This window comes from Amycolatopsis minnesotensis (assembly GCF_039529815.1).
In the GTDB taxonomy this organism is placed as follows: domain Bacteria; phylum Actinomycetota; class Actinomycetes; order Mycobacteriales; family Pseudonocardiaceae; genus Amycolatopsis; species Amycolatopsis minnesotensis.
Genome location: NZ_BAAANN010000030.1, coordinates 88,531 through 108,850, shown reverse-complemented (window position 1 = coordinate 108,850; position 20,320 = coordinate 88,531). Strand labels below are relative to the sequence as shown.

The 20,320-nt window shown below is 71.6% G+C and carries 15 protein-coding genes; 7 read left to right on the top strand and 8 right to left on the bottom strand.

The window, feature by feature from the left end; all coding sequences use genetic code 11:
- Positions 1-19: 19 nt before the first annotated feature.
- The gene (locus ABD256_RS31540; RefSeq protein WP_344427286.1) at positions 20-1,153 is read left to right on the top strand and encodes a hypothetical protein; all 1,134 of its coding nucleotides are present in this window, start codon (positions 20-22) and stop codon (positions 1,151-1,153) included.
- On the opposite strand, the gene ABD256_RS31535 is transcribed toward ABD256_RS31540, so the two are convergent.
- A complete protein-coding gene (locus ABD256_RS31535; RefSeq protein ID WP_344427284.1) occupies positions 1,144-2,520 on the bottom strand; it encodes an FAD-binding oxidoreductase in 1,377 nt (458 codons plus the stop codon). The genes ABD256_RS31540 and ABD256_RS31535 overlap by 10 nt on opposite strands.
- An 88-nt stretch (positions 2,521-2,608) precedes the next feature.
- Here ABD256_RS31535 and ABD256_RS31530 point away from each other — a divergent pair, with 88 nt between their 5' ends.
- Positions 2,609-3,559, top strand: coding sequence for a helix-turn-helix transcriptional regulator (locus tag ABD256_RS31530; RefSeq protein ID WP_344427342.1), 951 nt, complete (start codon positions 2,609-2,611; stop codon positions 3,557-3,559).
- Here ABD256_RS31530 and ABD256_RS31525 read toward each other — a convergent pair.
- Entirely contained in the window at positions 3,513-5,564 is a 2,052-nt protein-coding gene (locus tag ABD256_RS31525) for a sensor histidine kinase (RefSeq protein WP_344427281.1), read from the bottom strand. The genes ABD256_RS31530 and ABD256_RS31525 overlap by 47 nt on opposite strands.
- A 267-nt stretch (positions 5,565-5,831) precedes the next feature.
- Here ABD256_RS31525 and ABD256_RS31520 point away from each other — a divergent pair, with 267 nt between their 5' ends.
- The 3 genes from ABD256_RS31520 to ABD256_RS31510 are packed head-to-tail and all read left to right on the top strand — an operon-like array spanning position 5,832 to position 9,630.
- A complete protein-coding gene (locus tag ABD256_RS31520; protein WP_344427279.1) occupies positions 5,832-6,752 on the top strand; it encodes a glutamate ABC transporter substrate-binding protein in 921 nt (306 codons plus the stop codon).
- A gap of 34 nt (positions 6,753-6,786) precedes the next feature.
- Positions 6,787-8,271 carry an amino acid ABC transporter permease gene (locus tag ABD256_RS31515; RefSeq protein WP_344427276.1) on the top strand — a complete coding sequence of 495 codons (1,485 nt, stop codon included), beginning with the start codon at positions 6,787-6,789 and terminating at the stop codon, positions 8,269-8,271.
- A gap of 48 nt (positions 8,272-8,319) precedes the next feature.
- Positions 8,320-9,630: an MFS transporter gene (locus tag ABD256_RS31510; RefSeq protein WP_344427274.1), complete on the top strand. Its 1,311-nt coding sequence runs from the start codon at positions 8,320-8,322 to the stop codon at positions 9,628-9,630.
- On the opposite strand, the gene ABD256_RS31505 is transcribed toward ABD256_RS31510, so the two are convergent.
- Both ABD256_RS31505 and ABD256_RS31500 read right to left on the bottom strand, forming a co-directional pair.
- Entirely contained in the window at positions 9,611-11,005 is a 1,395-nt protein-coding gene (locus ABD256_RS31505; RefSeq protein WP_344427271.1) for an MFS transporter, read from the bottom strand. The genes ABD256_RS31510 and ABD256_RS31505 overlap by 20 nt on opposite strands.
- Positions 11,006-11,122: 117 nt before the next feature.
- On the bottom strand, positions 11,123-12,658 hold the full coding sequence (locus tag ABD256_RS31500; RefSeq protein WP_344427267.1) for an MFS transporter: 1,536 nt from the start codon (positions 12,656-12,658) through the stop codon (positions 11,123-11,125).
- 135 nt (positions 12,659-12,793) lie between these two features.
- On the opposite strand from ABD256_RS31500, the gene ABD256_RS31495 reads away from it, so the two are divergent.
- Positions 12,794-13,222, top strand: a complete 429-nt coding sequence (locus ABD256_RS31495; RefSeq protein ID WP_344427264.1) for a winged helix-turn-helix transcriptional regulator — start codon at positions 12,794-12,796, stop codon at positions 13,220-13,222.
- On the opposite strand, the gene ABD256_RS31490 is transcribed toward ABD256_RS31495, so the two are convergent.
- From ABD256_RS31490 to ABD256_RS31475, 4 genes are all read right to left on the bottom strand, one after another.
- On the bottom strand, positions 13,191-13,598 hold the full coding sequence (locus ABD256_RS31490) for a VOC family protein (protein ID WP_344427261.1): 408 nt from the start codon (positions 13,596-13,598) through the stop codon (positions 13,191-13,193). The genes ABD256_RS31495 and ABD256_RS31490 overlap by 32 nt on opposite strands.
- A 93-nt stretch (positions 13,599-13,691) precedes the next feature.
- On the bottom strand, positions 13,692-14,897 hold the full coding sequence (locus ABD256_RS31485) for a cysteine desulfurase-like protein (RefSeq protein ID WP_344427259.1): 1,206 nt from the start codon (positions 14,895-14,897) through the stop codon (positions 13,692-13,694).
- Between the two features lie 234 nt (positions 14,898-15,131).
- Entirely contained in the window at positions 15,132-16,007 is an 876-nt protein-coding gene (locus ABD256_RS31480) for an NAD(P)-dependent oxidoreductase (RefSeq protein ID WP_344427337.1), read from the bottom strand.
- Positions 16,008-16,009: 2 nt separating this feature from the next.
- Positions 16,010-16,951 (bottom strand): NAD(P)-dependent oxidoreductase, encoded by a 942-nt coding sequence (locus tag ABD256_RS31475; protein ID WP_344427257.1) that lies wholly within the window; start codon positions 16,949-16,951, stop codon positions 16,010-16,012.
- A gap of 89 nt (positions 16,952-17,040) precedes the next feature.
- Here ABD256_RS31475 and ABD256_RS31470 point away from each other — a divergent pair, with 89 nt between their 5' ends.
- Complete coding sequence (locus ABD256_RS31470; RefSeq protein ID WP_344427254.1) at positions 17,041-20,280, top strand: AfsR/SARP family transcriptional regulator; 3,240 nt, start codon at positions 17,041-17,043, stop codon at positions 20,278-20,280.
- Positions 20,281-20,320 lie beyond the last annotated feature (40 nt).

The following is a 20,320-nucleotide window of genomic DNA, read 5'->3' as shown; positions in this document are numbered from 1 at the left end:
AACACGACAGGATGCGCACGTGACCGAACGCGCGCTCGTGAACTTCTTCTACGCCCAACCCGTCGGGCACGCCATCGAGGCTTTGCACTACTGCCAGGGGCACTACGCGGCGAACCCCGACCGGGAAATCGCGGTGGCGCTCAACGCCGCCACCCCGGTCGAGCTCGCCTCGTACTGCCCCGCGGTCAGCGCCGCCTACGCGATCGACCACCCCTTCCTCGAACCGTGCCCCGACGGCGGCGGCAGGCTCGACGGCATCCCGCGCGAATGGGACTGGGTGCTCGACGACTTCCGGCGCTACCAGGACATCCAGCTCTCCACGTTTCCCGGGCTCCGCGACTACTACGCGGCTTCCGACCGCCACCTGACCGCGCGGTCCGGTCGTTCCGTCGTCAGCAGTCCGGCGGCGGGATACCTGCGGCACCAGCGGTTGCGGCTGGCGCTGCCGGAACCGGCCAGGACGGCCGCCGCCGCACGGCTCGGCGACCACCCCGACCGGATCGTGGTGATGCCGGCCGGATCGAGCCCGTCGCCGCTCTACCCGTCACCGCGGTCGTGGACGCTCGTCCTCGACGCGCTGCACGACGAGTTCCCCGACGCGCGGATCGTGCTGCTTGGCAAGCTGGCGAAGTCCGAGCGCACGGCGACCTCGTTCGGCGAAGAAGCGCTCGCGAGCCTGCTCGCGCACCGGTCGCGGCCGGTGAACTGCTTCGACCTCCCGCTGGCCGAACAGCTCGCCGTGGTCGAAGCGTCCGGGGTCTTCCTCTCCCCGCACACCGGTTTCGGGCTCGCCGCGCTGGCCGTCGGCACGCCGTGGCTGACGCTGTCCGGCGGCCGATGGTTCGAGTACTTCTTCAACCACGTGCCGTTCCGGTCGATCCTCCCCGACCCGGAGCGGTACCCCAGCTTCACCCAGTTCGACGACGCGGAGATCGTCGTCGACGGTGCGGACGGCCCCCGGACACCGAGCATGACACTGGCGAGGATCACCGAAGATCTCGACCGCGTCGTGCTCGCGTGCCGGGAGCTGATGGACGGCAGCCTGACCTACGAACAAGCGCTGCGTGACTACTTCCCCGCCCTCGTTGCCGCCCATCGTGGGGACGCATCAGCCATTTGGTCCATCGACGGTGTGCACCTCGATTACTTGTGAGGCACCAAAATCGGATGGTTCACGTGGAACATCGCACGCGGGTCGTGCCGCGCGCGGATCTCGGTGAGCCGCCGGTGATCCGCCGGCGCGAACGCGGCGGCGATCTCGTCCGCGCCGAGTTCGTCGTAGGTGAAGTTCAGTGACCGCCCCATCGCCTGCCCGGACCACGGTTCGAGAAGATCGCGGTGCAGCGCCCGCACTGCCTCCTGCTGGCCTGGCTCAACCGGGGACAGCACGCCGAGCGAATATCCCGCGTCGCGGTGTCCGACGGCGTTCGGGATCCGCGGCGCCCTGGCGAGCGCGCCCCCGAGACGCCGCAGCCCGACCACGCACATCACCGGCGCCGACGGTCCCGCCGCCTTCGTCAGCGCGGTCAGCATGTCCGGCGCGTCGAGATCGCGCACCAGCAGGTTCGCCGAGCGGTAGGCGTGCGGCCGGTCCGGCTCGTCGAACACCGCGCCCGACTCGGTGAACGGGACCTCGCGCACGGTGTCGTGGACGACCGGCCCCAGGGCGCGCACCGGGCCGAGCAGCCGTTCGCCGTCCTCCGCCGAGCCGGTGTAGGCGATCTGCACCTGCGCGATGTGCTTGCCGCGCAACGGTTCCGGCACCATCGGCAGATCAGGGAAGGGCAGCATCGCCACCGCGGCGGTCATCTCCTCCGGCAGATCCGCGGCCCAGCGGTGCCAGCCGGCCAGTATCTCCGGCACCTGGCCCACGTCGAAGAACAGGCCACCACCGTAGATCCGGGACACCGGCACCAGGCCGATCTCCATCCCGGTGACCACGCCGAAGTTGCCGCCACCGCCGCGCAGCGCCCAGAACAGGTCGGGGTCGCTCGTTTCGGTCACCTCGCGCAGCCGCCCGTCCGCGGTCACCAGGTCGATGCGGCGCACGTGATCGGCGGCGAAGCCGTACTTCCTGGCGAGCAGGCCGATACCGCCGCCGAGTGTGTAGGACACCGCGCCGACGCCGGGGAAGCTGCCGGACAGCGGCGCGAGACCGTGCGGCGCGGCCGCTTCGATCACCTGGTGCCAGGTCGCCCCCGCCTCGACCCACGCCGTGCGCGCCGCCGGATCCACCTCGACCCCGGACATCCGCCGCGTGGTGATCAGCACGCCGCCGTCCAGTGCGCGGATCTGCCCGTGCCCGGTCGCCTGCACCGCGACGCGGCTTCCGCGCGCGGCCGCGAACTCGACGGCCGCCCGCACGTCGTCCACGTTCGTCGCGCCCACCAGCACCTCGGGCCGGTGGGGGTCGAGGAGCTGGAACCCGGTCCGCTCCTCGTCGTAGCCGTCCGCGCCGGGGCCGGTGACCGGGCCGGTCACCTTCAGCGCGTCGATCTGGTTCTTCGTCGTTTCAGCCATACGCCCAAGCTAGAACGCCTTGAGGACACATCTTGTCCTCAAGGCGTGGCATTCTGGATCGGTGGACGAGGGATCGACGCGCAAGGACATGGCCGGCCGCCTTCTCCGCCTGCTGTCGCTGCTGGAGAGCAGGCGCGAATGGTCCGGTCAGGACCTCGCGGACCGGCTCGGGGTGACCGGCAGGACCCTGCGCCGCGACATCGACCGCCTGCGCCGCCTCGACTACCCCGTGGACAGCACCACCGGGAGCGCGGGCGGCTACCGGCTGGCGTCCGGCAAGAACCTGCCGCCGCTGCTGCTCGACGACGAAGAGGCGATCGCGGTCGCGGTCGGGCTGGTGACTTCGGCGAACGGGAGCGTCGCCGGGATCGAGGACAGCTCGGTGCGGGCGCTGACGAAACTGGAACAGGTGCTGCCCGCACGCCTCCGCCCGAGGATTGCCGCGGTGACGAGCGCCGCGGTCATCCCCCACCGCGACGCTCCGCGCGTGGAGCCCGCCATGCTCGCCGTGGTCGCCGGGTGTTGCCGCGACCAGGAGATCCTGTCGTTCGGCTACCTGACCCGCGACGGGTCGCGCGGCGAGCGGCGGGTCGAGCCGCACCACCTCGTGCTGGTGCGCGGCTACTGGTACCTGATCGCGCACGATCCCGCCCGCGACGACTGGCGCACCTTCCGCGTCGACCGGATCACCGATCCCGTCCCGACGCACCGGCAGTTCAGCCCGCGCGAACTCCCCGCGCCGGACCCGGCGACCTACCTCACGCGCTCGCTCGCGACCGCCCCGTACCGGTACACCGCGCACCTGGGCGTCGAACTGCCTGCGGAAGAGGTCAAGGCCGGGGTGTTCGCGGCCGTGCCGGGCAGCATCGAGCCCGACGGCCCCGGCCGGTGCACCGTCCGGATCAGCGGCGAATCGGCGGATCTCGTGGTGCAGTACGTCGCCGCGATCGCGGCACTCGGCGCCCCGTTCACCGTCGACGCCCCCGAAGCGGTCACCGAACGGGTCCGGACCCTCGCGCGCCGGCTCGGCGCCGCCTGACCGGCGGGATGCTGCTCACCCCCGGCTGGTGCCGCTCGACCGGGCGGGGCGCGGGCGTCTCCTGGCTGGCGGGCAACGGCGCGAGCAGCCCCGCCGGGACCACGATCCGCGCCACGATGCCCGCGGTGTCACCGTTCCGGCTCTCGTTCGGGTGCAGGCGCACGTCGATCCCGTGCCGCTTCGCCAGCCGCGCCACGACGTACAGCCCCATCCGCTTGGTCACCGAGACGTCGAGCCCCGGCGGGTCCGCGAGCCGGAGGTTCGCCTCCTCGAGCTGGTCCGCCGACATCCCGATGCCGTGGTCGGCGATCTGGACCGCGAGCGACTGGTGCCGCGTCACCACCGGCTGGATGCCGACCTTCGTGCCCGGTTCCGAGAAGTCCGTCGCGTTGTCGAGCAGTTCGGCGAGCAGGTGCACCAGATCGCTCGCCACGTGCCCCCGCACGGCCACGAGCGGGATCGGGCCGATCTCGATCCGCGCGTACTGCTCCGCCTCCGAGACGGCGGCGCCGGTGATCTCCTCGACGGCCACCGGCTTCGGACTCGAACTCGCGAGCCCGGCGCCGGACAGCACCAGCAGGCTTTCGGCGTTGCGCCGCAGCCGCGTGGTCAGGTGGTCCAGTTCGAACAGGCCCGCCAGGTAGTCGGGATCCTGTTCGCTCGTCTCGGACTGGTCGATGATGTCGAGCTGGCGTTCCACGATCCCGTTCGAGCGGCGCGACAGGTTCGCGAAGATCCCGTTGACCCTTTCCCGCAGGGAAGCCTGTTCCGCGGCCATTTCGAGCGCGCACCGGTGCACCACGTCGAACGCGCGCGCGACCTGCCCGATCTCCTCGGTGGTGTGCACCGGGACCGGTTCGACCGCGCGCCCGGCGACCTCGGCGGGGTCGCGGGCGCGCATGATCTCCTCGACCGATCCCGGCAGCTCCCCTTCGACCGCGAGCGCGTGGTCGCGGAGCGCGCGCAGCGGCCGCACCAGCGAGCGCGCCACCAGGTAGGTCAGCCCCAGCGTGACGAGCAGCGCGGCCAGGATGATGGCCGAGGTGACCACGAGCGCGCGGTACTCGGCGTCGATGAGCCCTTCGGCGTAGCCTGCCGCGTCGTCGAACAGGTACTGCTCGAACCCCCTGATCAGGTCGATGGTCGCCGAGCAGAGCTGGGCGACCGTGGCCGGGTCGAGGTCGAGCGGGATCCCCGCCTTCGCGCGCATCAGGGCGAGGTGCTGGATTTCGAACCGCCTCGCGACCACGTCGCCGGAAACCCTGGTGGCGTAGTCGGTCTGCGCGCGCGACGTCGCGACGGAGTTGAACCGGTCCATCGCGGCGAGCAGGTTCGCTTCGGCGGTCACGAGCTGCCTCAGCTCCGCGGGCTCGAACGCGCCGTGCAACGCCGCGGTGTGCAGATAGGTGTTCTGCTGCGCCGAAAACTCCTTGATGTCGGCGAGGAACGTCAACGCGTCGTGCCGGTGCTGCATCCCCCGGTTCGCGACGTCCGCGCCGAACTGGTCCGCGACCACGATGAGCGCGGTGACCACCGCGGTGTAGCTCGTCTGCACCGCGAGATCGGAAAAGCCCGGTGCGCGCGCCGCGTCGCGGAGGCTGTCCAGGCTCCCGAGCCTGGTCATCGCCTGCTGGTAGAGGGCGCTGGTCGCGTCGTCGTGGAGATCGGCGACATCCTCCGCGGCGTCGCGCAGTGCCGACACCGCCTCGCCGGACCGCTGGATGCGGGCGTCGAGCTGGCCGCGGTCGGCGCGCCCGCCCGCGATCCACACCGACATCGCTTCGCGTTCGTCCTGCACGGTGTCGGTGGTCGCGGCGATCGTGCGGTCCAGGTCGATCCGCTGGCCCGCGCGCTCGTAGACCGCGCTGTTTTCGAACGCGTCGACTACGTGGAGACCCGCGAGGAAGAGCGCGGCCACCGTCGGCACCACGACGACCAGCGCGACCTTCGCGCGCAGGCGCCAGTTCCGAAGCCCGTGCGCCGGTTCACGGCTTGGCTCTGCCACGACGGACTCCTCCCCAGTTTGCCGCCCCGGTCGGTCTGTCCTCCGGCGTAAACGGTTGGCGAAGAGCGTCCGATTGGGCGTCGACACTATCGGCCACTGAGTGGAAAGGGAAGGCCGAACGCCGCCTTGTGCACGGGATTCCCAGAACAACGGCCGGAGGGGCCTTCACCAACCGCGTCCGGCGGATCGCTTGACGTCACCCGGTGGACTGAACCATTCTCACATTACGCCGCCGTCACCGGACAAAACCGAAACTGGAGCTGCCCCATGCCCCGTACCCTCGTCGCACGCGCCGCGATCGGTGCGATCGTCCTGCTGGGTGCGTCGCTTTCCGCGTGCGGCTCCAGCGGCCAGAGCACGCCGGCGCCCGGCGGCAGCACGCAGAACCTGCTCGACCGCGCCCCCGTCGCCTCGGACGCCGAGCTCGCGCAGTCGCCGACCGCGACCGCCATCAAGACGCGGGGGCTGCTCGCCGTCGGGGGTTCGCTGGACGCGCCACTGCTGTCGCAGCAGAACCCGGTCACCGGCGGGGTCGAAGGATTCGACGCGACGCTCGGCAAGCTGCTGGCGAAGTACATCACCGGCCAGCCGTCGGCCAAGATCACCGAATCGAGTTCGGTGACCAGGGAGCCCCTGCTGGCGAACGGCACCGTCGACGTGGTGCTGCAGACCTACACCATTTCCCCGGAGCGCGCGAAGAAGGTGAGCTTCGCCGGGCCGTACCTGGTGTCGGGGCAGGCCATCGCCACGCTGAAGGAAACCACCGGCATCAGCGAACCGGCGGACCTCGCGGGGAAGAAGGTCGTCGCGGGCGCCAACACACCCGCGATCGCGGCCGTCAAGGAGAAGGCCCCGACCGCCGACGTCGTCACCTTCGACACCGACCCGGAATGCGTGCTCGGCCTCGAACAGGGCCGCGGCGTCGCCTACGTCCAGGACCTCACGCTGCTCGCCGCCCAGTCGCAGCTCAACAAGAAGATCAAGATCGTCGGTCAGCCGTTCACCAGCGACCCCTACGGCATCGGGCTCAAGCTCGGCGACGACACGTTCAAGAAGTTCGTCAACGACTGGCTGAAGAAGATCCAGGACGCCGGCCTGTGGCAGGAGGCGTGGAAGGCGTCGCTCGGAACCGTCGTCGAGGGCGCCGCACCGGCGCCGCCCGCCATCGGTTCCGTTCCGGGATCCTGAACCGCGGCACCGGAAGCCTCGGCACCGTTACCGGATGAACGTCGTACTGGACAACCTCGGCCTGCTCGCCGACGGGCTCCTCACCACCGTGGAACTGACCGCGCTGACGGTCGTGGTCGCGCTCCCGCTCGGGCTGCTGCTGGTGGCGGCGCGGGTGTCCCCCGTCCGTCCACTGAGGATAGTCGCTGGCGCCTACGTCGAGCTGCAGCAGAACATCCCGCTGCTGGTGTGGATCGTGCTGTGGGTGTTCGCGCTGCCGGAGATCGGCCTGACCATGCCGCTGGCGACCACCGTCGTGGTGGCGAGCGGGCTGTACTCGGCGGCGTACTACGCCGAAACCGTGCGCGCCGGGATCAACTCCGTGCCGCTCGGGCAGACCGAAGCGGCACGGGCGCTCGGCTTCGGCACCGTCCGCACGCTCGCGAGCATCGTGCTGCCGCAGGCGTTGCGCGCCGTGGTCCAGCCGCTGGGCAACCTCACCATCATGGTCGCGATGAACACCGCGCTCGCAGCGGCGGCCGGTGTCGTCGAGCTGACCGCCACCGCGCACCGGATCAACCTCGCCGCGGCCGACCCGATCCTGCTGTTCACCGCGGCGGGCGTCGGGTACGCCGCGCTCGCCGTGGTGATCTCCGCGATCACCGGGCGGCTCGAACGAAGGCTGGTGCTCAGGCGCGCCGGTGACGCGCCGGGCGGCGGCCGCCTGTTCGACCACCCAGGGCCGAAAACCCGCCGCCGCACCAGGATCGCGTCGGTCGTCGCCACCGTGTTCGCGATCGGCGCGAGCACCGCCGCCGTCGTCAGGTTCGCCGCCGCGGGTCAGCTCGACGCGACGTTGTGGTCGCCGTTCGGCACCTGGCCGATCTGGCGGTACCTGCTCGACGGGCTCGGCTCGACCGCGCTCGCCGCCGTCCTTTCGATCGCGCTCGGCGCCGCGGGCGGGCTCGTCGTCGCGCTGGCCCGCCTGTCTCGGTTCGCGGTGCTCCGCGCCGTCGGCCGCGCCTACGTCGAGGTCATCCGGGTCGTGCCCGCACTGCTGCTGGTCTACGTGACGCTCTTCGCGCTCCCCGGCTACGGCCTCGACATGCCCTTGCTGTGGAAGCTCGTCGTGCCGCTCGCGGTCAGCAGCGCGGCCGGGTTCGCCGAGGTCTTCCGCGCCGGGATCACCGGGATCGACACCGGGCAGCGCGAAGCCGCCGCCGCGGTCGGCCTGCGCCCGGCCCAGGTCATGCGGCACGTGCTGCTGCCGCAGGCGGTCCGGCGCGCGGCACCCGCACTGGTCAGCCAGTGCGTGGGGCTGTTGAAGGACACCAGCCTCGGCTACGTCGTCAACTACGGCGAACTGCTCGCGAGCGGCAAGGTGCTGGCCACGTTCACGCACGCCCTGCTGCCCACCTACCTCGTCGTCGCGCTGGTCTACCTCGTCCTCAACGGCACGCTCTCCCAGCTCGTGCGCACGCTGGAGGCCCGAGGCCGTCTGCTGGCCGGGTCCGCGGTGAACCGGACCACCGCCCGGTGACCGTCGAGTTGTTGACAATCTGACGACCCCCGCACAAGATCTCGCACCATGCGGATGGCGGAGCCGGTCGACCGGCGGGCACGGGAGGCCCGCCGCGTCGTGGTTTCGTCGCTGCTCGGCACCTCGATGGAGTGGTACGAGTACATCCTCTACGGGCTGTTCGCGGCGCTCGTGTTCAACAAGCTCTTCTTCCCCGCCCTCGATCCCGCGGTCGGCGGCATCGCGTCGCTGCTGACCTTCGCGGTGGGGTTCGTGGCAAGGCCGATCGGCGCGGTCCTCTTCGGACACCTCGGCGACCGGGTCGGCCGCAAGACGACGCTGATCACGACCATCGTGCTGATCGGCACCGCGACCGGGGCGATCGGGCTGCTGCCGACCTACTCCTCCATCGGCATCGCCGCGCCGATCCTGCTGGCCGTTCTCCGGTTCGTGCAAGGACTTTCACTCGGCGGCGAATGGAGCGGCGCGGTGCTGATGGCCGTCGAGCACGCACCGGTGGAGAAGCGGGCGTGGTACGGGTCGATGCCCCAGCTCGGCTCGCCGATCGGCACGATCGCGTCCTCCGCCGTCGCCTCCGCGGTCACCCTGCTCCCCGACGACGAACTGCTCGGCTGGGGCTGGCGGATCCCGTTCCTGCTGGCGTTCCCCTTTCTCGTCGTCGCCGTCTACCTCCGCCTGCGGGTCGAGGAATCCCCGCTGTTCCAACAAGTTCGCGAAGAAGAGCGGGAAGTCCGGATCCCGCTGGTGAAACTCGCGCGCACGAGCTGGGGCAGGCTGCTCGCCGCCGCGGCGGCCGCGATGTTCGCCTCCGGCGCCTTCTTCCTGCTGACTACGTACGCGGTCGGCTTCGGCACCAAGACCCTCGGCCTGTCCGCCGACACGATGCTGCTCGCCACGCTGCTCGGCGCACTGCTCGAAGGCGCGTGCATCATCGTGTCCGGGCGCATGGCCGACCGCAGGACACCGTGGCGGATCATGGCCGTCGGCGGCGCCGTCTGCGTCGTCGCGGCCTTCCCGCTGACCGCGATGATCGCGACCGGCGACGCCGTGCTGGTCGTGCTCGGCGTCGCCATCGGGATCGGCCTGCTCGGCATTCCCTACGGCCCGATGGGAACCCTGCTGTCGCAGTTGTTCACCGACGACACCCGGTACAGCGCGGTCGCGGTCTCCTACAACATCGCGGGGCTGATCGGCGGGTTCGTCCCGTCGCTCGCGCTGGCGATGTCGACCGCGCTCGACGGGTCGGCCTGGGTGATCGGCATCCTGTTCGCCGTCCTCTGCGCGATCACCACGGCGGGTTCCGTCGCGGCCGGGCTCCTGCTGCGCCGGGAAACCGCGCTCACCGTGGCGGACGCATGAGCGCGCTGGTGACGACGCAGACGAGCGCCAGCCCGGCGGCCGTGGCGAACGCGACCTGCGCGGCGTGCGGCGCGCCGCCGGAGCCGCCGAGGTAGGCACCGCCGAGCACCGCGACCCCGAGCGTCGAACCGAGCTGCTGCACGGCGTTGATCAGGCCAGCGGCCGAGCCGACTTCCTGCGGGCTCACCACGTGCAGCGCCGAGGTGAAGAACGCGGGCGTGAACAGGCCGACGCCGAGCCCGACGACCAGCAGCGCGCACAGCAGGGGCACCGGGCTCGCGGCCGGATACGCGAACACCGCGGCGACCAGACCGGCGATCACAACCCCGAGCCCGGCGAACAGCACGCGGTCGCCGAACCTCGGCACCAGGTACGCGCCCGCCACCCACGAGGTGACGGCCATGCCGACCGACCACGGCACGAGGGTCAGTCCCGCGGTCAGCACCGTGGCCGATTCGCCGAGCTGCTTTTCGAGCACGACCACGAGCGTCAGCCCGGTGGTGACCGCGAAGAACAGCGTCGAGGTGAGCAGTGCCGCGGGAAAGACCCGGCGGGTGAAGAGGCTGACTTCGACGAGCGGGCGCCCGCCGCGGCGCGCCGTCCGGCGCTGGTTCCCGGCGAAGACCACCAGGACGGCAAGCCCCGCGCTGAGCGCCATCCAACTCGCCGTGGACAGCCGCGTGATGTCCGATTCGACCAGCGGGTAGACGATCAGGCCGACACCCAGCGTCGCGAGCGCGGTGCCGGTGGGGTCGAGGCCGGGTCGCCGCGGTGCCCTGTTCTCCATCATTTTCGGCGCGATCGCGAGCACGAGCACCGAAAGCGGGACGTTCACCAGGAACACCGACCGCCACGAGGACCCGAAGAGGTTCGCGTGCGTCAGCACACCGCCGAGGACCGGCCCGCAGACGGCGGACAGCCCCATCACCGGCCCGATGCTGCCGAGCGCCTTCGACATCCCGGGTCCCGCGAACATCGTTTTGATCAGCCCGATGGTCTGCGGGATGATCATCGCCGCCGCCGCGCCCTGCACGGCGCGGAACCCGATCAGCAGCTCCGCCGACGGGCTCATCGCGCACGCCAGCGACGAAAGCAGGAAGCCGGTGACGCCGACGCGGAACACGCGGCGGCGGCCGAAGATGTCGCCGAGCCTGCCCCCGGTGATGAGCAGGACGGCGAACGGCAGGGTGTAGGCGGTGCTGAACCACTGGATGTCGGACACCGCGCCGCCGAGCGCTTCGTGCACGGTGGGACCCGCGACCTGCACGATCGTGGAGTCCAGCAGGTTCATCGCCTCGGCGGTCAGCAGTGCGGCGAGTGCGGCCCATCGCCAGCGGTAAGGCGTTTCGACGGGCGACGGCAGGGTTTCCGGCATCGGGAGGTTCCTCTCACGGTTGCGACACGCCGGATCGGGGGGTTTTCGCCGCCCGATCCGACCGTCGCTCAGCGTGCCGAGGACTCGCGGTTCATTCCAGCCGCAACGTCAACTTGGTCAGTTCTTTCCACAGAGCGCATCCACAGAGGTGGATTTGTCCACGCGACCGGGGTGTAGGAGCACAGCGGTCGCGAAGGCGATGAGCAGAAGCACCACCGCACCTCCCCCGGCAGCGACGCGGACGCCGTGGTCGTAGGCGGCAGCCGCGGCCGTGACCACCGAGCGCGCGAGGTCCGGTGGCAACGTCGCGGCGACCTCCGCCGCCGCACCGACTCCACCCCTGGCGGCTTCGGCCTGCCCCGCAGACAGGAACGGCAACGCGGGAAGGGCGCCGCGGTACGCGAGCGCGGCGACGCTGCCGAGCACCGCGACCCCGATCCCCGCGGACAGCTCGAACGACGTCTCCTGGATCGCGGCGGCCTCACCTGCTCGTTGCGGCCGGACCGCGGACGTGATGACGTCGGCCCCCGAGGTCATGATGATCCCGGCGCCGAACCCCGACACCACGAGCACCGCGGCCAGCACCGAGTAGGCCGAGACGGCGGCGCTGAACGCGAAAACCGCCAGCGCCACGGAAAACCCGGCGAGCGCGGCCGTCATGACCGTGCGGGAACCGAATCGCGCCACGATTCCGGGGGCCAGCGTCGCGCCGAGCGCGGCGGCCACCGCGAGCGGCACGATCGCGGCACCGGCCTCGACCGGCGAGAACGCCCGCGCCTGCTGGAACCACTGCATCAGCAGGAACAACACGGCGACGTACGAGCCGAAGCAGCCGAAGATCGCCAGCACGGCGACGGTGAACCGCCGCTCCCGGAACAGGCTCAGATCCACCAGCGCACGGCTGCTCCGGCGTTGCCGCCGCACGAACCAGGCGAGCAGCAGCACACCCGCGCCACCGATCAGCACGCTCGCCCGGCCGTGCCCATCGGCGGCCGCGAGCTGCTTCAGGCCGTAGGCGAACCCGCCGAGCCCCAGTACGGAAAGGACGACGCTGGCCGGATCTATGCGACGGGGCACCGGATTCCGCGACTCCGGGATGACCACCGCCCCGGCGACCAGCACGACCGCCACGATCGGCACGTTCACCAGGAACACCGCGCCCCAGTGGAAGTGCTCGACGAGCAGCCCGCCGAGTACGGGGCCGAGCGCGGTCCCGACGCTGTGCGCCGCGGTCCAGACCCCGATCGCGAGCGCCCGCTCCCTGGCGTCGGTGAACAGGGTGCGGATGATCGCCACGGTCGCCGCCATGATGAGCGCGGTGCCGAGGCCGAGCGCGGCACGCGCGGCGATCAGCAACGGCACGCTGGTCGCGAACGCCGCCGCCAGCGAGGAAGCACCGAACACGGCGAACCCGGTGAGCACGACCTTCTTGCGGCCGAACCGGTCGGCCAGCGCGCCGCACACCACCAGGAACGCGGCCACGGTCAGGGAATAGGCGTCGACGATCCACAGCAGCGCCGGTCCGCTCGGCGCCAGGTCCGCGGCGAGGCTCGGCACTGCGACGTGCAGCACGGTGAGGTCGAGGCCGGCGAGCAGCAGGCTCACGCACAGGATCGCCAGCACCAGCCAGCGAACCGGGTTCACATCGGTCACCGGTCATTTCTCGATCACCCCGCCGCAACGGGTCAAGTACGGTGATTCGGGTGCCATAGGCACACCCGGTATACCTTCGGTGGCAGGCAATTCCGGTGGGCCGAAGTGAAATGCGGCACGGGTAGCATCGGCCGCATGAGGCAGGTTCGGGTGCGCGAACGCGTCGAGGAGATGGCCGACTTCTGCGACGTCGAAGTGGCGCTGGCGGTGCTCGGCGGGAAATGGAAGCTGCTCATCGTGCGGTACCTCGACACCGGACCGCACCGGTTCGGCGAGCTGAAGCGCGCCATGCCGGGTATCACGCAGCGCATGCTCACCCGCCAGCTTCGCGAACTCGAAGACGACGGGCTGGTCCTGCGCACCGCGTACGCCGAGGCCCCGCCGAGAACGGAGTACCGCCTCACCTCGGCAGGTGAGAGCCTGAAGTCACTGCTCCACGATTTCAGCGAGTGGGGCTCGTGGTACCGCGGCCACCTGCGTGAACTGGCGAGCGGCGAAGCAGCGCCGGGGCCCGAGGCCCCGGCGCCACCGCCTACTTCAGATCGGCCCCGTACGGCTGGGTGATGACCTCCATGCCGTGCCCCGCCGGGTCCATGAAGTACACCCCACGACCGCCGTGGTGGTAATTGATTTCCCCGGGCTTCGTGAACTGCGGGTCCGCCGCGAAGTCCACACCGGATTCCTTGATACGGCCCAGTATTCCGTCGAACGCCTCCTCGGGAACCAGGAACGCGTAGTGCTGCAGGGCCATGTCTTCCCGCGGAATGGTCGCGAAGTCCAGCCGGACTCCGTTACCCGTCTCCACCGGGATGAAGGGACCCCATTCGGTACCGACTTCCAGTGCGAGGATGTTCGCCAGGAATTCGGCGGAAGCCCGGTTGTCCAGGGCGGTGATCATAAGATGGTTCAATTCAACTGAAATCGAGCTGGGAACCGACACGGAGCAATGCCTCCACGGGCATCTCACGGGCACCTCCACGCTCACCCAGACGGTGACCAACGCGCGATGCCGTGGAGAGGAGTGTAGACAATCTCAGCCGCGAAGAAAACCGGCCAGCCCCGCCAAGAGACGCGCGACATCCTCCTCGGTCGTATACGGCGCGAGCCCGGCGCGCAGCCCACCGGTGTCCCCGAGCCCGAGCCGTCGTGACGCCTCCACCGCGTAGAAGCACCCGGCGGGCGCGTTGACCCCCCTCGCGGCCAGGAACTCGTACGCGGCACGAGGATCGCGCTCGCCGAACCCGAGGAGCACGGTGGGCGTGCGGGCCTCGGCACGCGAATACCGCACCACGCCGGGAAGTTCGGCGACCCCGGCCTCGACGACGGCGCGCAGCCGGTCCTCGTGGTCGGCGATCGCGGACATCGCGCGGACGAGGCTGGTCCCCCGGTCGTCTCCCGGCGACGGGGAAAGGCTCGCCAGGAAGTCGACCGCGGCCGTGGTGCCCGCGAGCTGCTCGTAGGGCAGGGTGCCGAACTCGAAGCGTTCCGGGATCTCGTTCGCCGACGGCAGCAGCTTGTCCGGACGGAGTTCCTCGAGCACATCGGGGCGACCGGCGACGACACCGCAATGGGGCCCGAAGAACTTGTACGGCGAGCAGGCGTAGAAATCGGCACCGAGGCGCTGGACGTCGACCGGCTCGTGCGCGGTGAGGTGCACCCCGTCGACGTAGCACAGCGCACCGGCTTCGTGGACGCGCGCGATGATCGCCGCCAGCTCGGGCTTGGTCCCGATCAGGTTCGACGCACCGGTGACCGCGACCAGCCTGGTCCGCTCGCTCAGCGCGGCGCTCACCGCACCGGGCTCCAGCTCGCCGGTGCCCGGGTCGAAATCGGCCCACCGCACGATCGCGCCCGCCGCCTCGGCCGCCTGCACCCACGGCCGCACGTTGGCGTCGTGGTCGAGCCGGGTGACCACCACCTCGTCCCCTGCCGACCAGGTCTTGGCGAGCGCGCGGGCGAAGTCGTAGGTCAGCTGGGTCATGCTGCGGCCGAACACGATCCCGCGCGCGTCCGCGCCCAGCAGGTCGGCCATCGCGTGCCGCGCCGCGTGGACGACGTCTTCGGCGAACCGCTCCGCGGCGGTGACCCGCCCCCGGTTGGCGATCGGCGAGATCATCGTGGCGCGCACCGCGTCGGCGACCACGGCGGGTACCTGCGACCCGCCCGGACCGTCGAAATGGGCGACCCCCGCCCGCAGTGCGGGGAACTGGGCACGAACTGCTTCGACGTCGTAGGGCATTTCTTCCTTCGCGGTCGCCTGAGGAGTGCACCGCCATGATGCCTGCCGCACGCCCTCCCGCCCAGCCTTCGGCCCTGTCCGGCGCATCCATGACCGACCCGGCCCACCGGCCACGGTGCCGGTGGGCCGTGCCCGGCACCGGGGCCGCCGCGGTCGTCCCCACGGATTCCCGGCGAGCGGGGCACCGGCCGTCCGAAGGTGTCCAGTGTGGACAGCCGGATCGGGCGCGCGCCGTCAGGCGGGTTTTCTGATGACTTCGACCAGGCTCGTCCAGCTCTCCTTCCCGCGCCCGTCCGCGATCGCGCTGTCGTAGAGCGCCTTCACCGCCGCGGGCAACCGGCCGTCGATGCCCGCTTCGACGGCCGCGCCGACGATGTGGTCGGCGGTCGCGCCCATCATCGTCACGTTCGCGGCGTCACCGGGGTGATCGCCGTTGTCGAGGTGCTTCGTCGCACCTGGCAGGTAGTAGGACATCGTGTCGAACAGGTCCTTCACGTACGGCTGGAAGGTCTCGGCGGTGACCCCCACCGCCCCGAGCAGCGCGACGGACTCGAGGTAGGCCGCGAGCGAGGTCAGGAACACGTGCAGCTGTGCCTGGTAGAACGCCTGCCCCAGCGCCGGGTCGGTGCCGCGGAAGTCCGGCCGCCCGAGGACGCGGAGCACCGGTTCGTACCGGTCGAACTCGGCCTTCGGGCCGCTGTAGAACACGTACGAACTCTCGGTGGCGACCAGCTCGGCGGGCACCATGATGCCGCCCGCGAGGTGTTCCGCCCCGTGTCCGGCGAACCACGCGGTGGCCTCCCTGGCGCGCCCGGGGGTGTCCGAGCTGAGGTTGACCACGACGCGGCCGCGGAGCGCGTCACCCACCTCGCCCAGGATCGCGTACATCGCGTCGTAGTCGGTCAGGCTGAGCACGACCAGCCGCCCGGCGGCCAGCGCCTCGGCGGCGGACCGCGCCCGCACCGCCCCCTCGGCGACCACGGCGTCCGCCCTCGACGCCGTGCGGTTCCACACGGTGGTGGGGTGCCCCGCCTTCAGGAACGCCCGCGCCATCGCCTGGCCCATCGGCCCCAGCCCGATCACGGTGACCGGGTCCTTCTCCACGCCCATCTTCACTTCGCCCTTTCTTTCCCGGAAACCTTCAGCAGTTCGATGACGCCGGTGATGTCCTCGGCGCCGTGCCCGTCGGCGACCCTGCGGTCCATCAGCGCCCGCAGGGGTGTCATCAGCTCGGCGCTGACGCCCTGATCCGCCGCGGCCGCCAGCAGGTTGCCGAACCCGGCCGCCTGCATGGCGAGGTTCGACACCACGCCGATCGTGTAGTCGCCCTTGTCGACCTGGTCGGCGGAGCGCTCGGTGAACCCGCTCATCGCGGTCAGCCACCGGCCGAGCATCGGTGCGAACGCCTTCACCTCGCCGCCTTCGCCGCGCACGAGCGCGAACGCCTGCAGCACACCGATGAACATCCCGTACATACCGGTGAGCAGCGCGATGTCGTGCAGCGGCGCGAGCCCGGGATCGGCGCCGAGGTACCGGCTCTCGCCCAGCGCGTCCAACGGCTCGCGATAGGTGTCGAACGCCGCCCGCGAACCGCTGTAGAGCAGGAACGCGCCGGGCCCGCCGATCATCGGCGGGACGGCCATGATGCCGCCGTCGAGGTAGTCGGCGTCGTGCTCCGCCGCCCACCCGGCCAGCTCGCGAGCCTGCGCCGGGGTGCCGTTCGTGAGGTTCACCAGTACCTTGCCGGACATCGTTCCGGCATCGAGCACCTCGTGCACGGAGCGGTAGTCGAGCAGGCAGACGAGGACGAGCCTGCTCGCGGCGATCGCCTCCCCGGCACTGCCCGCCCGCACCGCGCCGCGCTCGACGAGTGGGTGCGCCTTGCCGGGCGAACGGTTCCACACCGTCGTCGGGTGCCCGGCGGCGAGCAGCGTCCCGGCCAGCGCGCTGCCCATCGCACCGAGCCCGAGCACGGTCACCGCCTGTTTGCTGACCTCAGGCATGCGCCCTTCCTTTCCTGTTGTTCTTCGCCCTTCGAGCCCGACGTCGTCCACCGTGCCGGGGTCCGCGCACGGTTCGCTGCGGGTTCACGCACGACCCGTCGTCAGCGGCCGTTGTCGGTGGGACGGGCTACCTTCGCGATGTGCGATTCGGACTACTGGGCCCCTTGGCCGCGTGGAGGACCGACGGGACACCGGTACGGGTCCCGGAGGTGAAGGTGCGCGCCCTGCTGGCGAACCTGCTCCTCCAGCCGGGCCGCGCGGTCTCGGCGGACCGGCTCGCCGCCGAGCTGTGGGGCGACCGGCCGCCGGGGAATCCGGCGAACACGTTGCAGACCAAGGTTTCCCAGCTGAGGCGCACGCTGGAGGCCGCGGAGGCAGGCGGGCGCGAGCTGGTCGCGTTCGAACCAGGCGGGTACGTGCTGCGGATCGAACCCGGCGCGGTCGACGTCGGGCGGTTCCACGCACTCGTGTCGCGCGCCAAGCTCACCCCCGTCGCCGCGGCCAGGTCGGCACTGCTGGCCGAGGCACTCGCGCTGTGGCGCGGCCCCGCGCTCGCGGACTTCGCCGACGAACCGTTCGCCGCACCGATGATCCGGCTGCTCGACGAGGACCGGCTGGCGGCGAAGGAGGACTGGGCGGAATCCCGGCTCAGCCTGGGCGAGCACCGCGAAGTGGTGGGCGAGCTGGCCGATCTCGTCGCGGCGAACCCGGTGCGCGAGCGGCTGCGCGGGCTGCACCTGCGCGCGCTCTACCGGTCGGGGCGGCAGACCGAGGCGCTGGACGGCTACCGCGAGCTGCGCGACCGGCTCGCCGACGAACTCGGCCTGACACCCGGCGCCGAGATCGCCGAACTGCACCAGGCGATCCTCACCCAGGATCCGGCACTCGGCGACGGTGGCAAGGGCGCCGAGGTGCCGCCGCGGACGAACCTGCCGGTCCCGCTGACCCCGCTGGTCGGCAGGGACACCGCCGTGCGCGCGGTGCGGGAGAGGCTGGGCGAGACGCGGCTGGTCACCCTCACCGGCCCTGGCGGGGTCGGCAAGACGCGGCTGGCGGTGGAAACGGCGGGCGGGCTCACGGCCGCGTTCGATGCGGGCGTGTGGCTCATCGAGTTCGCGGGCCTCGACCGGGGCGGCTGCGCGGCGCTGTCGTGCCCGCCCGAGGAGTGGATGGCGGAGGTGACCGCGTCCGCGCTCGGCATCCGCGCCGATCCGGCCGGCGCCGCGGGGGCCACCGGGGATCTGGCGAGCCGGATCGAGGAGGCGTTGCGCGCCAAGGAGATCCTGCTCGTGCTGGACAACTGCGAGCAGTTCGTGGCGCCGGTCGCGGCGCTCGCGGCGAGGCTGCTGCGCGCGGTGCCGGGGCTGCGCGTGCTGGCCACCAGCCAGGAGCCGCTCGGCCTCGCGGGTGAGGTGGTCTGGGCGGTGCCGCCGCTGGAGGTGCCCGGCACGGCGAGCCTCCAGCCGGGGCACGCGGCGGAGGACGTGCTGGCGGCGGTGCGGGAATCCCCCGCGGTCCAGTTGTTCACCGCGAGGGCGGCCGCGGCGGCACCCGGGTTCGCGCTCGGCACGCCGAACGCCGCGGCGGTCGCGGTGATCTGCCGGAAGCTCGACGGGATCCCGCTCGCGCTCGAACTGGCCGCCACCCGGATCAGGGCGCTGGGGGCGCACGAACTGCTCAACCGGCTCGGCGACCGGTTCCGGCTGCTCGACGGCGGGCACCGGGACGCGCCCGCCCGCCAGCGCACGCTGCGCGCGATGATCGACTGGAGCTGGGAGCTGCTGTCCGAGCCGGAGCGGATCGTGCTGCGCCGCCTCGCCGTGCACGCCGAGAGCTGCGGGCTGGAAGCGGCCGAGGCGGTGTGCTCCGGTGCGGGGGTGGCGCCGGGCGAGGTGCTCGGCCTCCTCGACGGGCTGGTCGGCAGATCGCTCGTGGTGAGCCAGCTCGACCAGCAGGGCGGGCCTCGGTATCGCCTGCTCGAATCCGTCGCGGCCTACTGCCTCGACCGGGCGCGGGAAGCGGGCGAGTCGGAAAGCCTGCTCGCCAGGCACGCGCGCCACTACCTCGAATTCGCCGAACGGGCCGAGGCCGGGCTGCGGGGGCCGGATCAGCAGCGGTGGCTGCTCCGGGTGGACGTGGACGCCGCGAACGTGCGCGCCGCGCTGGAAACCCTGATCCGCCAAGGGGAAGCCGAGCTCGCGCTGCGGCTCGCCACGACGATGGCGTGGTACTGGTTCCTGCGCGGGCGGCTGCCCGAGGCGCGGCGGTCGCTCCGGTCCGCGCTGGCGGCCCCGGGTGCGGCGACCGAAACGGCGCGGGCCAACGCACTGGCCTGGCAGGCCGGGATCGCGGTGCTGGAAGGCGAAGGCGTCGACGAGAGCGGGTTCGAGGAGGCGCAGCGCATCGACGACCCCGCCGTGCAGGGCAAGGTGCTGTGGTTCCTCGGGCACGTGCTGGCCACCGTGGGCAAGATCCCGGCCGGGCAGCGGCTGACCGGCCAGGCGCTGTCCCGGTTCCGCCGCATCGACTTCTCGTGGGGGATCGCCGCCGCGCTCAGCGACACCGCCGGTCACGCGATGGCTTCGGGCGATTTCACGCTGGCCGAGCGCGATGCCACCCGCAGTGCCGAGCTGTTCGACCGCGTCGGCGACCGGTGGGGGCAGCTCCAGGCCGCGTTCGCGCTCGGGGTGCTCGCCCAGCTCGCCGGTGACTACGACCGCGCGGCGAGTCTGCACCGGGACGGGTTGCGGCTGGCGCAGGAACTCGGGCTGTGGCCGGAGATGTCGTACCAGCTCTCCTGGCTCGGCAGGGTGGCCATGCTGCGCGGTGATTTCGCCGCCGCGGCCGATTTCCACCAGCGGGCCCTGCACCACGCGGTCGAGCAGCGCTTCAAACCCGCGGAGGTCTACGCCGAAACCGGGCTCGCGCTGGGTGCGCGGCGCGAAGGCAAGCTCGACGTCGCCGAAAAGCACCTGCGCTCGGTGCTCTCCTGGCACCGCGGGGGCGGGTTCGAAGGCGGCAGCGCGCTGATCCTCGCCGAACTCGGGTTCATCGCCGAGCTGCGGGGCGACGCCGCGAAAGCCACCGAACTCCAACGGGAGGGCCTGGCGCTGGCGGAACGGTCGGCGGACCCGAGAGCGATCGCGCTGGGCATGGAGGGCCTCGCCGGCGCGATGGCGTTGTCCGGCGAGCACCGGGCCGCGGCCGCGCTGCTCGGCGCCGCCGCCGCGAAACGGGCCTCGGTGGGCACGCCGCTGCCCGAGGGCGAACGCGGCGACGTCGACCGGATCGAGGCCGCCGCACGGGAAGCGCTCGGCGGCGAGCTGTTCACCGCCGAGTTCGAGCGGGGCGGGAGGGAGCCTGACGAGCACCTTCGCTGAGGGGCATTGCCTGATCCTTCCCAGCGCCTAGTGTCGGCTT